At 69.7% G+C, this 13,776-nt stretch carries 13 protein-coding genes; 8 read left to right on the forward strand and 5 right to left on the reverse strand.

The features are described from left to right. Window positions 1–32 precede the first annotated feature (32 nt). The 3 genes from ACIQF0_RS09060 to asnB all read left to right on the forward strand — a co-directional run bounded on the left by ACIQF0_RS09060 (window position 33) and on the right by asnB (window position 5,430). A complete protein-coding gene (locus ACIQF0_RS09060; RefSeq protein WP_401026419.1) occupies window positions 33–2,312 on the forward strand; it encodes a proprotein convertase P-domain-containing protein in 2,280 nt (759 codons plus the stop codon). A 335-nt stretch (window positions 2,313–2,647) separates the two neighbouring features. Next, a complete protein-coding gene (locus tag ACIQF0_RS09065) occupies window positions 2,648–3,478 on the forward strand; it encodes a phytanoyl-CoA dioxygenase family protein (RefSeq protein WP_401027767.1) in 831 nt (276 codons plus the stop codon). A gap of 20 nt (window positions 3,479–3,498) precedes the next feature. Then, window positions 3,499–5,430, forward strand: a complete 1,932-nt coding sequence (gene asnB, locus ACIQF0_RS09070; RefSeq protein ID WP_401026422.1) for an asparagine synthase (glutamine-hydrolyzing) — start codon at window positions 3,499–3,501, stop codon at window positions 5,428–5,430. 37 nt (window positions 5,431–5,467) lie between these two features. On the opposite strand, the gene ACIQF0_RS09075 is transcribed toward asnB, so the two are convergent. Together ACIQF0_RS09075 and ACIQF0_RS09080 are read right to left on the reverse strand one after the other, a co-directional pair. Continuing rightward, on the reverse strand, window positions 5,468–6,502 hold the full coding sequence (locus tag ACIQF0_RS09075) for a CU044_5270 family protein (protein ID WP_401026425.1): 1,035 nt from the start codon (window positions 6,500–6,502) through the stop codon (window positions 5,468–5,470). Further along, window positions 6,499–7,071, reverse strand: a complete 573-nt coding sequence (locus tag ACIQF0_RS09080; RefSeq protein ID WP_401026427.1) for an RNA polymerase sigma factor — start codon at window positions 7,069–7,071, stop codon at window positions 6,499–6,501. The genes ACIQF0_RS09075 and ACIQF0_RS09080 overlap by 4 nt, the downstream gene beginning before the upstream one ends. A 145-nt stretch (window positions 7,072–7,216) precedes the next feature. Here ACIQF0_RS09080 and ACIQF0_RS09085 point away from each other — a divergent pair, with 145 nt between their 5' ends. After that, window positions 7,217–7,654, forward strand: coding sequence for a GNAT family N-acetyltransferase (locus tag ACIQF0_RS09085; protein ID WP_401026429.1), 438 nt, complete (start codon window positions 7,217–7,219; stop codon window positions 7,652–7,654). Here ACIQF0_RS09085 and ACIQF0_RS09090 read toward each other — a convergent pair. After that, the gene (locus ACIQF0_RS09090; RefSeq protein WP_401026432.1) at window positions 7,600–8,871 is read right to left on the reverse strand and encodes a cation:proton antiporter; all 1,272 of its coding nucleotides are present in this window, start codon (window positions 8,869–8,871) and stop codon (window positions 7,600–7,602) included. The genes ACIQF0_RS09085 and ACIQF0_RS09090 overlap by 55 nt on opposite strands. Window positions 8,872–9,018: 147 nt before the next feature. Here ACIQF0_RS09090 and ACIQF0_RS09095 point away from each other — a divergent pair, with 147 nt between their 5' ends. The 3 genes from ACIQF0_RS09095 to ACIQF0_RS09105 all read left to right on the forward strand — a co-directional run bounded on the left by ACIQF0_RS09095 (window position 9,019) and on the right by ACIQF0_RS09105 (window position 11,669). Continuing rightward, window positions 9,019–9,657 (forward strand): response regulator transcription factor, encoded by a 639-nt coding sequence (locus ACIQF0_RS09095; protein WP_360029838.1) that lies wholly within the window; start codon window positions 9,019–9,021, stop codon window positions 9,655–9,657. Next, window positions 9,654–10,685, forward strand: a complete 1,032-nt coding sequence (locus tag ACIQF0_RS09100) for a sensor histidine kinase (protein WP_401026434.1) — start codon at window positions 9,654–9,656, stop codon at window positions 10,683–10,685. Before ACIQF0_RS09095 ends, ACIQF0_RS09100 begins: the two co-directional genes overlap by 4 nt. Before the next feature lie 81 nt (window positions 10,686–10,766). Next, on the forward strand, window positions 10,767–11,669 hold the full coding sequence (locus ACIQF0_RS09105; RefSeq protein WP_401026437.1) for a S1 family peptidase: 903 nt from the start codon (window positions 10,767–10,769) through the stop codon (window positions 11,667–11,669). Window positions 11,670–11,672: 3 nt separating this feature from the next. Here ACIQF0_RS09105 and ACIQF0_RS09110 read toward each other — a convergent pair whose 3' ends face one another. Continuing rightward, a complete protein-coding gene (locus ACIQF0_RS09110; protein ID WP_401026440.1) occupies window positions 11,673–12,410 on the reverse strand; it encodes a zf-HC2 domain-containing protein in 738 nt (245 codons plus the stop codon). A 70-nt stretch (window positions 12,411–12,480) separates the two neighbouring features. Between ACIQF0_RS09110 and sigC the strand changes: the two genes are divergently transcribed. Next, window positions 12,481–13,056, forward strand: a complete 576-nt coding sequence (sigC, locus tag ACIQF0_RS09115; RefSeq protein WP_360029842.1) for an RNA polymerase sigma factor SigC — start codon at window positions 12,481–12,483, stop codon at window positions 13,054–13,056. Between the two features lie 33 nt (window positions 13,057–13,089). On the opposite strand, the gene ACIQF0_RS09120 is transcribed toward sigC, so the two are convergent. Beyond that, window positions 13,090–13,767 (reverse strand): DJ-1/PfpI family protein, encoded by a 678-nt coding sequence (locus tag ACIQF0_RS09120; protein WP_401026443.1) that lies wholly within the window; start codon window positions 13,765–13,767, stop codon window positions 13,090–13,092. Between the last annotated feature and the right edge of the window lie 9 nt (window positions 13,768–13,776).

A 13,776-nucleotide genomic window follows, 5' to 3' on the forward strand; every position in this document is an offset into this window, starting at 1 on the left:
GTGACCCTGCATCCCTGCGAAGGAGCCCGACTGTGCGAAGAAGAAGATCTCTGCTCGCCACAGCACTGGTGTCTGTCACCGTGGCAGCGCTGGCCCTCCCTGCGGCCTCCGCGCCCGCCCTGGCAGCCGGGTGTTCCGGCACCAACGACGCCGACGTGGCGATCGGCGACAACACGACGGTCGAGTCGTCCATCGCCATCAGCGACTGCGCGTCGGCCCCGTCGGCCACCGCCACGGTGCCGGTGAAGATCGTCCACACCTACATCGGTGACCTCCAGGTCAGCCTGGTCGCCCCGGACGGCTCCGCCTACGTCCTGCACAACCGCTCCGGCGGCTCCGCGGACAACATCGACCAGACCTACACCGTCGACCTGTCGGGCGAGACCTCGAACGGCACGTGGAAGCTGCGGGTCAACGACAACGCGAACAACGACACCGGCCGGATCGACACCTGGTCGCTGAACCTCGGCGGCTCCAACCCGGCCAACGACTTCTCCGTCGCCGTGTCACCGACGTCCGGTTCGGTGGCGGCGGGCTCGACCGCCTCGACGACCGTGCAGACGCAGACGACGGCCGGGCAGGCGCAGACCGTCGCGCTGACCGCGACCGGACTGCCCTCGGGGGCAACGGCTTCGTTCAGCCCGTCGTCCGTCACGACGGGCTCGAACTCGACGCTGTCGATCAGCACCACGGCGTCGATCTCGTCGGGCACCTACCCGATCACCGTCCGGGCCGCGGGCACCACGACCAGGACGGCGACCTACACGCTGACGGTCACCGGTGGCACCGGTCCGCAGATCCCGGACATCGACGTCGCGGCGGTCAAGGCGCACCTCGCCCAGTTCGGCACGATCGCCTCGCAGAACGGCGGCAACCGGCGTTCCACCTCGGCCGGCTACCGCGCGTCGGTGACGTACGTGAAGGACAAGCTCACCGCGGCCGGGTACAGCGTGACCGAGCAGCCCTGCACCTCGGGCTGCACCAGCGGCGCCGGCCCGAACGTGATCGCGGAGTGGCCCGGCGGCAACGCGAACAACGTCTACATGTTCGGCGCCCACCTCGACGGCGTGTCCGCGGGTCCTGGCATCAACGACAACGGCTCCGGCTCGGCGTCGTTGCTGGAGACCGCGCTCGTGCTCGCCCAGCGCAACCCGTCGATGCTGAACAAGGTCCGCTTCGGCTGGTGGACCGACGAGGAGCAGGGCCTCAACGGCTCGCGCTTCTACGTCTCGCAGCTGCCGGCGGCCGAGCGTTCGAAGATCAAGACCTACCACAACTTCGACATGGTCGGGTCGACCAACGGCGGCTACTTCATCAACAACATCACCAGCACCCAGTCCACGCACATGAAGGCGTACTGGGACTCCCTTGGCCTGCAGCCGGAGGAGAACACCGAGGGCCGCAACCGGTCCGACGACGCGTCCTTCACCAACGCGGGCATCCCCGCGTCCGGGTACGCGATGGGTGCCAGCGCGCGCAAGACGGCGGCCCAGGCGACGAAGTGGGGTGGTACCTCGGGTGCCGCGTTCGACCCCTGCTACCACTCGTCCTGCGACACCACCGCGAACATCAGCGACACGCATCTCAACCGCGCGGTCGACGGCATCGCCTACACCCTGTGGAAGTCGGCCGTCGGCACCGGCACGCCGGGCGCCGACTTCTCCGTCTCGGTGTCGCCGACGTCCGGTTCCGTCGCGGCGGGCTCGTCCGTCACGGCCACCGTCGGCACCGCCACGGTGAGCGGTGACGCGCAGTCCGTCACGTTGTCCGCGTCCGGACTGCCTTCCGGCGCAACGGCTTCGTTCAGCCCGGCCTCGGTCACCACCGGGTCGAGCTCGACGCTGACGATCAGCACCACGGCGTCGGTCGCCGCGGGCACCTACCCGGTGACGATCACCGCCGCCGGTTCGGCGTCCCGCACGGCCACCTACTCGCTGACCGTCACGGGCGGCGGTGGCGGCAGCTGCACCGGTACGAACCCCAACGACGTCGCCATCCCGGACGCGGGTGCCGCGGTCGAGAGCAACGTCGTGATCTCCGGATGTTCCTCCACGCCGTCCGCCAGTTCCGTGGTGACGGTGCGGATCGTCCACCCGTACGTCGGTGACCTGACGGTGGCGCTCATCGCGCCGGATGGCACGTCCTACACCCTGCACAACCGCGCCGGTGGTTCCGCCGACAACATCGACCGCACCTTCACGGTCAACGTGTCGAGCGAGACCTCCAACGGGACGTGGAAGCTCCGCGTCCAGGACCTCGGCCCGTCCGACGTCGGCACGCTCGACACGTGGGGCATCAACCTGGCTCCGTAGCCGGGCCGGTACTGCTCACCTCGGGGACCGCCACAGCCGTGGCGGTCCCCGTTCGCGTTTCCGGTCATGCTCATGTCGACGCGCCGAATCCGGCGGAGGTTGGCCGGACGGCAGACCTTTGTGGACTGTTACAGAACGCGGAAGTGCGCTTGTCTCCGGCCGCCGAGTGCGTCCCGCGATTCCGCCCCCTTGAGACCCATCCCACAAAGGCTCGCTTTTCCGGGTTGATCGGGTTTGAAATCGAAATGCGCCGAGCCGCCGAGCTCGCATCGAATCTTCGGACCCGAAGGGCTGTTGCCTTGAACGCACCCGTGATGAATGCTGCCTGGACGACGATGACCAGGGCGGAACGTGAACAGTTCGACGAGGACGGCTATCTGCTGATTCGTGGTGCGCTTTCCCTGGACGAGGTCGATTTTTATCGCGATGCGATCGACCGGGTTTACGCGCGGCACACCCCTGGTGAGCCGTTGCATTTGCTGAGCGCGGTCCGCAACTGCCCGGATCTGGCCGGACTGCTCGACCACCCCGCCGTTTTCGGTTATGTCTGGTCGATGATGGGCTGGAACACGCACGTCTACCACTCGCACATCGACGTGCACCCGCGCGTCAAAGAGGAGAAGCCGTTCTGGTGGCACTGGCACCAGGACGGTGGCCGGCAGAACCGCGAGATCGAGACGGACCCGCGGCCGAGACTGTCGGTGAAGCTCGCCTACTGGTTCTCGGACGTCTCGCGGCCCGGACGCGGCAACCTGACCATCGTGCCTGGTAGTCACAAGACCAACTGGCTTCCCGGGCCGCCCAGCAGGGGTGTCGAGTGGCCCACGCCCGACGGCGCGAGGCAGGTCCTCGTCGAGCCCGGCGACGTGCTGTTCTTCGACCGCCGGATCTGGCACGCGCGCTCCGACAACCACTCCGACGTGACCCGCAAGGTCGCCTTCTTCGGGTACACCTCGCGGTGGATCCACATTCGGGACGAGGTCGAGGACCTGCCCGCCCAGTCGTGGTGGAAGAACATTTCCCCGGTTCAACGTCAGCTGCTCGGAAACGCCGGCGACGGCAGCGGAGACCACGCCTGGGGTCATTTCCCGGAAACGACCCCGCTCTACGGCGAACTGGCCGCACGCGGCCTTCTCGACTCCAGCATTCCCGCCCTGATTCCCTGACCGAGGACGTTCTCAATCTCATGTGTGGACTGCTGACCTACATCTGCGCCTCCGGTTCGGCGAAGGACAAGACCGCCGGGATCGAGAGGGCGCTCGAAACCCTGCACCACCGCGGCCCGGACGACACCGGGTGCGTGACCGTCGGCGACGAAGTGGTGATGGGCTTCAAACGGCTGTCCATCATCGACGTCGAACACAGCGAGCAACCGCTCGAATACGAGGACGGACGTTATGTCATCACGTTCAACGGCGAGATCTACAACTACCTGGAACTCAGAGATGAACTGATCGCCGCCGGGCTCACGTTCTCGACGAAAGGCGACACCGAGGTCATCGTCGCCGCCTATCACCACTGGGGCCAGGCGGCGGTCCGCCGGTTGCGCGGGATGTTCGCGTTCGTCCTCTGGGACCGTCAGGAACGGGTCGCGTTCGGCGCGCGCGACCCGTTCGGCATCAAGCCGCTGTTCCACCTCGTCACCGACGAGGGCGTGTTCTTCGCGAGCGAGAAGAAGGCGCTGCTGCCGTTCGCCGCGTGGGGCGACCAGACCCTCGACCACGCGAGCCTGTCGTACTACCTGACGCTGCAGTACGTGCCGGAGCCGGCGACGCTGCACGAGCAGATCAAGCGGATCGGCTCGGGGGAGTGCTTCACCTACCGCGCCGAGGACGGCCTGGCCGTGCGGCGGTACTACCAGCCGGAGTTCCGGCCGGTGCCGCACGACGATCCGGAACGGCTCTACGCCCGGATCCGGGACGCTCTCAGGGAAAGCGTCCGGATCCACATGCGTTCGGACGTGCCGGTCGGCGCCTTCCTGTCGAGCGGCATCGACTCGACGGCGGTCGTCGCTCTGGCACGGGAGGTCAACCCGGACATCCTGACGTTCACCGCGGCCCTGGAGGTCGAGGGGTACTCCGAGCTGCCGGTCGCCGAGGAGACCGCGAAAGCCCTCGGCGTGACGATGCATCCGGTCGTGGTCGACGCGCAGATGATGATGGACGCGCTGCCCGAGATCATCTGGCACCTCGACGAACCGGTGGCCGATCCCGCGCTCGTGCCGTTGTACCACGTGGCGAAGAAGGCGAGCGAACACGTCACGGTCGCGCTGTCCGGCGAGGGCTCCGACGAGTTCTTCGCCGGCTACACCATCTACCGGGAACCGTTGTCGCTCAAGGCGGTCACCGGCCTGCCCGGCGGCGTGCGGCGCGGACTCAGGGCCGTGTCCAAGGCCATCCCGCAGGGCGTGAAGGGCAAGAGCTTCCTCGAGCGCGGCACCACGCCGATCGCGGAACGCTACTACGGCAACGCGCGGATGTTCACCGAGGCGGAGAAGTCGTTGCTGCTCAAGCAGTACGACTCCGGCGTGAGCTACACCGACGTCACCGGGCCGATCTACGCCGAGGCGCAGCACCTCGGCGACGTCGAGAAGATGCAGTACGTCGACCTCTACACGTGGCTGCGCGGCGACATCCTGGTGAAGGCCGACCGGATGTCGATGGCGAACTCGCTGGAGGTGCGGGTGCCGTTCCTCGACTACGCCGTGTTCGACGTGGCGGCAACGATTCCACGTGAACTCAAGCTGCCGCCGCGGTCGGCCGACACGAAGTACGCACTGCGCCGAGCCCTCGAAGGCGTGGTGCCGCCGCACGTCGTGAACCGGGTGAAGCTCGGGTTCCCCACGCCGATCCGGGTGTGGCTGCGCGCCGAGATGTACCAGTGGGCCCTGCACGTGCTCGACACCTCGCGCGCCGACTGGCTCGTCGATCTCGATCTGGTGCGGCGTTTGCTGAGGGAGCACAGGGACAACGTGGCGGACCACAGCCGGAAGATCTGGACAGTGCTGGTCTTCTGCCTCTGGTACGAGATCTTCGTGACCGGGAGCATCGACCCTCGGCCGAAGCGGGCGCCGTCGCAACTGCTGACCAAGCCGGTGCTGACGAAGCCCGCTGTCTGAGAACGGGTGGGGCTTCCGTCGGGGGAGGCCCCACCCGTCACTTCGTCTGGCCGCGCCCGTTGACCACGGACGTGGTGATGGAGCTGGAGTAGGTCTCGACACCGGGCCTGATCCAGGCCTGGTACGGCTTTGCCCCGGCCACCGTGCGCTCACCGATGAACTCGCCGGTCGCGGGATCGATGATCAGCTGCCGTTGCTCGTGCTCGGTCGTGAGACCCAGCGCGACACCGTCGCGTCCGTCCACTGTGGCCGCCTGGTCGGCGATCTGGATACCAGGGATCTTCGCGATCGCGCGGTACCACTGGGCCCTGAGGTCCGCGGGCATCATGCCCGTGGCCAGGATCTGGACGGCGTGGTGGAACATCGTGTCCGGTGCGCTGCCGCGGTTCGCCGTCAGCTCCTTCAGCCGGGTGTACAGCTCGTCCGGATCGCGGGGCAGTCGCGCGTAGAACACCGGGCTGTCCCAGTCGTCCGGATCGCCGCACACCTTCTTCGGCTTGGCCTGCGGGAAGAAGTCACCGCACGCACCGGCCCACTGGCCGTCGTCGGTGGGCTCGATCCCCATCGGCGGGACCTGTCCCGACGGCAGGTTCTGGCCGAGCAACCGCGGCGATCCCAGCACCTTGCGCGTCTCCTGCCAGACGTCGCGGTCGTTCGCCGGGATCCAGCGCGAGATCTCCTGCTCCAGCAGGTAGGAGTAGCCGACGCCGCTGTCCGGTTGTTCGGCGTTCGACCGGCTGGACTTCACGTGCTCGACGCGGAGCAGGTACTGGCCGGGGCCGACCTTCGGGTCCACCGCGCCGACGTCGATGCTGTCCGCCGCCCGCAACAGCACCTCGGACGCCGTCGCGACGGTCAGCGTCCGCTGCCGGCTGACCACGACCCCGGCAGTGCCCGCTGCCAGCAGGACGACCGCCGCCGCGGCCGCCGGCAGCACCCACCTGCGCCGCTTCCGCAACGGCGTCACGCCGTCCAGTTCGGCCATCAGCCTGGCGCGCGCCCCGGCCAGATCGCCGGGTGCCTCGCGGGCGTCGCGGTGCAGCAGCTCGAATGCCTCGTCGAGCTCTTTCATCGGGGTGCGTCCTCCGTGGAGTTCGTGAGCAGGGACTGCAGGCGGTGGCGCAGCCGGTGCAGGCGCGAGCGGACCGTGCTGGACGGCACGCCGAGCGCGTCGGCGACCTCGGCCGGTTCCAGCCCGGCCCACGAGGTCAGCAGCAGGACGTCGCGGTCCTGCTCACCGAGCCGGGCGAGCGCCCCGGCGAGCACGCGCATCCTGGCGGCGGCGTCCACGCGGTCGGCGACCACGGTGTCGTGGTTCTCGACCTCGGTCTCGCCGCCGGCCGCCCGTGAAGTCAGCCGCAGGCCCCGCACCTCCTGCCGCACGTGGTTGCGCAGCAGGTTCGTCGCGATGCCGTACAGCCAGCTGCGGGCGGTGGCCTGGGTGGGGTCGTACGTCCTGCGTCTTCGCAGCGCGACGAGGAACGTCTCGGCCACGAGGTCGTCGGCCACGTCGGGACCCACCCGTCCCGCGAGATAGGCGCGGATCTGCCCGGCGTAGGTGTCGAAAAGCCACGCGAAGACCTCCTTCGGGTCCTGCGTGGCAAGGTCGGGCCGGTGTCCCTGCTCGGCGATGCGGGTCACGATAGGAGTTGTCGCGACCACCCGCCCGCGTCCCGTTGATCCGAACGAATGAGACCCACGTCACTTCGGCGGTCCGGAGTGGCCTCTTGGTTTACGTCTGGAATGGGTCTTCTGAGATGCCACTTGGTGGGCGAACATCAGCACCGTGACCACCTTCACCCACGCCATCACCGAGCTCGACGGCGCCGAGACCGCCCTGGCGTTCGACGCGATGCGAGAGCTTCGCCCGCACCTCACCGACGTCGACGAGTTCGTGGAACTCGTGCGCGGCCAGCGCCGTGAGGGCTACCGGATCGCCGCCTCCTCCGACGCGAACGGCCAGGTCGTCGCGGTGGCCGGGTTCCGGCACATGACCAACCTCTACGCCGGGGCGCACCTCTACATCGACGACCTGAGCACGCTCCCGTCCGCCCGCGGCCAGGGCCACGCGAGCGCCCTGCTGCGGTGGGTCGACGACGAGGCCCGTCGTCTCGGCTGTGCGGGCGTGCACCTCGATTCCGGGACGCCGAGGCACAACGCGCACCGCCTCTACCTGGCCTCGGGCTTCGTGATCCCGGCGTTCCACTTCGCCAAGAGCTTCTGAAAAGGCGTCGCTCCAACGCCGTGCAGGGCGACGCTGCCGAGCACGCAGACGACCGTGATGGTCAGGATCGTGTCGGCGGCGGCCCCTTCCGGCAGCCGGTTGAAGGCGAGCAGGCCGAACACGATCGTCGTCGTGCCGCGCGGACCGAGCGCGCCGACGAGCAGGCGTTCGCGGCGGGGCATCCGTGAGCCGGTGAAGGCGAGGAACACGGGCACGAGCCGGACCACGGTGAGCACGGCCGCGCAGAACAGCAGGATCTGCCACGAGACGCCCAGGTAGAACGTGAGCACGGCGGCGATGCCGACCACGAACCACATGGTCATCGTCAGCAGCCCGGTGACGTCCTCCAGCAGGTGCAGGTCGGTGTTCAACGCGTCCGTGCGCGCCTCGGCCCGTCCGGTGCGGACCCGGCGGGCCTTGAGCAGCCGGTGCACGTACCGGAACGCGATGCCGCAGACGAACGAGGCGACGAAGCCGTTGCCGTCGATCGCGACCGTCGCGGTGTAGGTCAGCAGCGGTGCCAGCAGCACCGCGACCCGTGCGGACTGGTCGCTCACCCAGCCGGCCTGGTGCGCGAGGTCCATCAGCCAGCCGAGCAGCGCGCCGATCACGACACCGGCCAGCAGGGCCTTCAGCGCGAACGGCAGCACCGTGCCCAGCGCCTCCAGCGGCGTGCGGTCCTGGGAGTCGTCGCCCGCCAGGATCAGCGCGAACAGGAACAGAGGGGTGACGATGCCGTCGTTGTAGCCGCTCTCGACGTTCAACGTGCCGCGCACCCGCACCGACAGCCCGGGGTCGCGCACGACCCGCTCCGCCGGGGCGAAGTCGATCGGCACCGTCACGCACGCGACCAGCAGCAGGACCGCCCACGGCAGGGCCGGGAACAGCAGCGAGCCCAGCAGTGCGGCCACGGCGATGCTCACCGGCATGGCCACCAGCAGCACCCGCGCCACCAGCCCGGGATAGGCGCCCCACAGCCGGCCCGCGCGCACCTCGGTGGCGTCGACGAACAACAGCACCGCGAGGATGATCTCGGCCGCGTGCTGCACGGACTCGGTGTTGAGGCCGTCCGCGATGCCGTTCGGCTCGAACAACCCGACCACGACCCCGGCCAGCACCATCACCAGCGGCGCGCCGAGGAGCCAGCGGTCCAGCCGGTTCGCCGCCAGCGATCTGACGACCATGGCGAACGCGGCGGCGAGCAACAGCGAGTTCATCCGCTCATCCTGGCGGACTGTGTCCTAAGAGGACGTCCGACTCGGCAGGACCCCGCCGATCGTCGGGTGCGATCCAGCCGGTCGGGGGAGGCCGGACCGACCAGCCCCGGATGCGCGCACGTGCCGCGCGGGCCGAGACTGGAGCGCATGGTTCGCGTGATCGTCGTCGACGACGAGGAGTTGGTGCGCTCGGGGTTCCGCCTGATCCTGCGGGCGGCGGGGGACATCGAGGTCGTCGCGACGGTGACGGGCGCGCAGGCGGTCAAGGAGGTGAGCCTGCACCGCCCGGACGTCGTGCTGCTCGACATCAGGATGCCCGACGTCGACGGGCTCACGATCCTGCGGCAGCTGCGCGGCTTCGCGGAGCCGCCGGTGGTGGCGATGCTCACGACGTTCGACTCGGACGAGTACATCGCGACGGCGCTGCGGTCGGGGGCGGCCGGGTTCCTGCTGAAGGACACCGCACCGGACCAGCTCGCGCAGTTCGTCCGCACGCTCGCGGCGGGTGGTGTGGTGCTGTCGCCGAAGGTCACGCGCACGGTGGTGGACGGGTATCTGGGGTCGGGCGCCGGTTCCCCGGAGGCGGTGCGGATCGAGCGGCTGACCGAGCGCGAACGGGCCGTGCTGGTGTTGGTGGCCGAGGGACTGTCCAATGCGGACATCGCTGCGCGCATCCACGTCAGCGTCGGCACGGTGAAGGACCACGTGTCCGCGATCCTGGCCAAGCTGGGCGTCGGCAGCCGCGTGCAGGCGGCCCTGCTGGCTCAGCGCGCGGGGTTGCTGTGAACCGGGCGCTGCTCGTCAACGCCGCGTTGATCGTGGTCGCGGCCGTGGAGTCGGGGCTCAACCAGCCACGCGACCCGTTGAGTGTTTGTGTCGCGGTGCTGGCCGTGGTCGCGCTGGTGTTCCGGCGCCGGTGGCCTGTGGTGGTGTTCCTGGCGACGTTGCCGGCGTTGGCGATCGTCGGCGGGCTGCTCGCGACCGTGTTCGCGCTCTACTCGGTCGCGGTGCGGCACTCGGACCGGGTGCTTTTGACGGGCTGCGCGGTGCTCGGGACCGCCGGGTACCTCTTTCCCGGCATGGATCTCGAGGTGGAGCACGCCGACATGCTGCTCGTGGGGATCTACGCGGTGATGACGGCTGTGGCGCCGATCTTCTTCGGCAGGCTCGTCTGGGCACGCGAGTACGAACGGGAGCTGCACGCGCAGGCCGTGCTGGCCAGGGAACGCAACCAGTTGGCGCGCGAGATGCACGACGTCGTCTCGCACAAGGTCAGCCTGATCGCGGTCCAGGCGGGAGCACTGAGCGTGTCCACCGCGGATCCCGACGCCAGAGCCGCCGCCGAGAACGTGCGCCGGTTGTCCGTCGACACGCTGGACGAGTTGCGGCACATGGTGAACCTGCTGCGCGCGTCGGGGAGTTCCACCACCGAGCTGGCGCCGCAGCCGACGTTGTCCGATGTGGACGGACTGGTCGCGGGCAGCGGCATCGAGGCCACGCTGACCGGGTCCGCTCCCGCCGGCATCGACTCGGCGTTCCAGCGCACGATCTACCGGACGATCCAGGAGGCCCTCACCAACGTTCGCAAGCACGCCCCCGGCAGCACGGCCCACGTGGAGATCGCGCACGACACCCACCTGACCGTGACGGTCACGAACACCGCGCCGACCCGTCCGACGCTCGCGTTGCCCAGCGCCCGGCACGGACTGCTCGGCCTCCAGGAGCGGGCGGCCCTGCTCGGCGGGGTGATCACGTCCGGCCCAACGTCGACCGGAGGGTTCCGGCTCCAGCTGCGCTTGCCCCTCTCGCGCTGACAATTCACCTAAACCGGACCGCGGCGCTGTACGTACACCCAGACAGGAGCGGATCTCAGTCCGGTAACGAGAGGGCGCCACATGGGCAAACACCACGATGACCACCGCCGCGGGAAGGTGATCGCGGGTGCCGTCGGCCTCGTCGCCGTGGCGATCACCGCGGCCACGTTCACCGCGAGCCAGGCGGCGCCGCAGCAGCGCACAGCGCCGGAGCAGGCCACCGAGACGTTGCGGGAGAAGGCTTCCGTGCCGGGCACCGCGTGGGCCGTCAACCCGGCCACGAACGAGGTCCTCGTCACCGCCGACAGCACCGTGACCGGCGCCAAGTGGGACAACCTGGTGTCCACGGTCAACGCCATGGGCGCCGGCGTGAAGCTGCAACGCACCACCGGCACGTTCAGGCTGTTCGCCGAGGGCGGCGACGCGATCTTCGCCGGCAACAGCCGCTGCTCGCTCGGCTTCAACGTCGTCACCGGCGACAACCGCCCCGCCATCCTCACCGCGGGCCACTGCACGGCCGCGGGCAGGCAGTTCTCCCTGACACCGGGCGGAAGAGCCGCCGCCACCGTCGCGCGGTCGACGTTCCCGGGCAACGGCGACTTCGCCCTGCTCACCTACAACGACCGCAACGCCAACGCGCCCAGCGAGGTCGACACCGGCAACGGCCGCAAGGTGCGCATCCAGCGCGCCGCCGAGGCCCGCGTCGGCACGCAGGTCCAGCGCATGGGCAGCACGACCGGACTGCGCGCCGGTCGCGTGACGGGGTTGAACGCCACGGTGAACTATCCCGAAGGCCGTGTCACCGGCCTGATCCAGACGACCGTGTGCGCGGAGGGCGGAGACAGCGGCGGACCGGCCTTCACGGCCAACGGCAACGCGATCGGCCTCACGTCAGGCGGCAGTGGCAACTGCCGCAGCGGTGGCGTGACGTTCTTCCAGCCCGTCACGAAGGCGCTTGCCGCTGTGGGAGCGCGCATTCCCTGAGTGTCAGGCGGCGTCCCGTCTGCTCACGGGGCGCAGCCTGATCCGGCGCCGCACGCGCTGGCGTCCAGCACGGTCCGCCGTGCTGGACGCGTCGTGCGCGGTGTCGCCCTCGTTGTGCGCCAAGGGAGTGCGGTCGCTCGGACCGCGTTCGCTGAAGTGCACGAACGCCAGCAGCACCAGCCCGACGAGCAGCAACGAGTGCGAGAACACGCGGGCCGCCGTCGCCGTGCCGCTGACGAGATCGCTGGCGGAGTAAGGAATCAGCACGGCGACGAACGCGGCGGTGACGGGCAGCATGCCCGCGACCGCGGCCGGGCGCAGTGCCGTCCACAACAGACCGAGGCCGAGTGCGAGGTTCCAGGCAGTGCTCTCGTTGAACAGGTGGCTGCTGTCGACGCCGGTGGTGTGACCGCTGTGCGCGGACGTGCTGACGCCCAGAACCTGCGCGAGGCCCAGGGTGATCTGTGCGACGGCGACCCCGGTGAGCAGCCCGCGCGGCAACCAGCCGCGTGGTGCGGGCGGGGTGATCGGGGGCGCGGCGTCGAGGATCGCCGCGGCCAGGTCCGGAACCCGCGTGGCCGGTCTCACCCGGAGCGTGCGGGTGAGCGCGGCGGCGCTGTCGTGCCATTCCCGGCAGGACGCGCAGCTGTCGAGATGCGCGTCCACCTGGTCGGCGGGCACGCCCTCTGGTTCCCCGTCGAGCCTCGCGGACAGGGCTTCGCGGCAGGTGTAGCACTCCACACCGACATTGTCGGCTATTGAGCGTTCACAGTTCCCAGCAATCTTGAGCGTTGGGTTACTCTGCCGAATCGTGTCGACTTCGAGGAGTGACGACGAGGCGGTGACGGCGTGCGCGCTGGCCGCCGGTGCCGGTGATCGCGAGGCGCTGGAGCGGTTCATCCGCCTGACGCAGCGCGACGTCTGGCGGCTGGTCGCCCACCTCGGCGGCATCGGGGTCGCCGACGACCTCACCCAGGACGTCTACCTGCGGGCTTTGCGCAGCCTGCCGGGCTTCGAGGCCCGTTCCTCGGCCCGCACCTGGCTCCTGTCGATCGCCCGCCGCACCGTCGTGGACCACATCCGGGCCGCCGTCGCGCGCCCGTCGATCGCCTGGTCGGCCGACTACCAGCTCGCCTCGGACGCGGACCGTTACGCCGAGCACGCCCGATACGCGGGGTTCGAGGACGTGGTGGAGCTCAACGTGATGCTCGCCGGTCTCGCGCCCGAGCGGCGGGAGGCGTTGCTGCTGACCCAGGTGCTCGGCCTGTCCTACGCCGAGGCCGCCGAGGTGGCGGGCTGCCCGATCGGGACGGTGCGGTCGCGGGTGGCCCGTGCCCGTGAGGACCTGATCAACGGGCAGGGCCACGAGGACGTCGGCGTCGTGTAGCGGTGTGGCCCGGCAACGTCGCGGGCCACGCCACTAACGCCGCCAGACGGTGCCGCGGCGCTCGTACTCCATGATGGTCTCGGCCCGCTGGGCGACCTGTGCGCCGACGAACCGTTCCACCAGCCACAACGCCACGTCCAGGCCCGAGGTGATGCCGCCGCCGGTGATCAGGTCGCCGTCGTCGACCACCCTGGCGTTGATCACCGTCGCGCCCTGGGCGGCGAGGTCGGCCTTGGCGCCGGAGTGCGTGGTGGCGTTGCGGCCCTTGGTGATTCCCGCCGCGGACAGGACCATCGTGCCCGTGCAGATGCCGACCTTGAGCGCGTCGGACTCGGCCAGCCTGCGCAGGAACGCGCGGTCGCGGATCAGCAGGTGCACGCCGGAGCCGTTGGGGTCGGTGTAGCGCCCGCCGCCGGGCATCACGAGCACGTCCGCCTCGCCGGGCGACCAGCCGTTCGGGACCTCGACCTTGGTGCCGTACGAGCAGGTGACGGTGCGCGGGCGGCCCGTCGAGACGAGGGTGGTGCGGATCGCGCCGTTGCTGAGCCCGGCGGCCAGGCCGAGGACTTCGACGGGGGCGATGAAGTCCTGTTCCTCGACGCCCTCGAACACCAGCACCTGCACTCGCAGGGGTGTCGCGGCGGTGGCGGTGGCGGTTCCGGTGAGTCCCAGTGACAGCGCCGAAGCGCGCAAGAAGGTTCGACGTTCCATGGTTCACAG

The sequence above is a fragment of the Lentzea sp. NPDC092896 genome (genome assembly GCF_044754905.1).
Lineage (GTDB): Bacteria > Actinomycetota > Actinomycetes > Mycobacteriales > Pseudonocardiaceae > Lentzea.

Coding starts and splice junctions, on each gene's coding strand:
- ACIQF0_RS09065 (WP_401027767.1), top strand. CDS start 2,648: ATGACCAGGGCGGAACGTGAACAGTTCGACGAGGACGGCTATCTGCTG.
- asnB (WP_401026422.1), top strand. CDS start 3,499: ATGTGTGGACTGCTGACCTACATCTGCGCCTCCGGTTCGGCGAAGGAC.
- ACIQF0_RS09075 (WP_401026425.1), bottom strand. CDS start 6,502: ATGAAAGAGCTCGACGAGGCATTCGAGCTGCTGCACCGCGACGCCCGC.
- ACIQF0_RS09090 (WP_401026432.1), bottom strand. CDS start 8,871: ATGAACTCGCTGTTGCTCGCCGCCGCGTTCGCCATGGTCGTCAGATCG.
- ACIQF0_RS09095 (WP_360029838.1), top strand. CDS start 9,019: ATGGTTCGCGTGATCGTCGTCGACGACGAGGAGTTGGTGCGCTCGGGG.
- ACIQF0_RS09105 (WP_401026437.1), top strand. CDS start 10,767: ATGGGCAAACACCACGATGACCACCGCCGCGGGAAGGTGATCGCGGGT.
- ACIQF0_RS09120 (WP_401026443.1), bottom strand. CDS start 13,767: ATGGAACGTCGAACCTTCTTGCGCGCTTCGGCGCTGTCACTGGGACTC.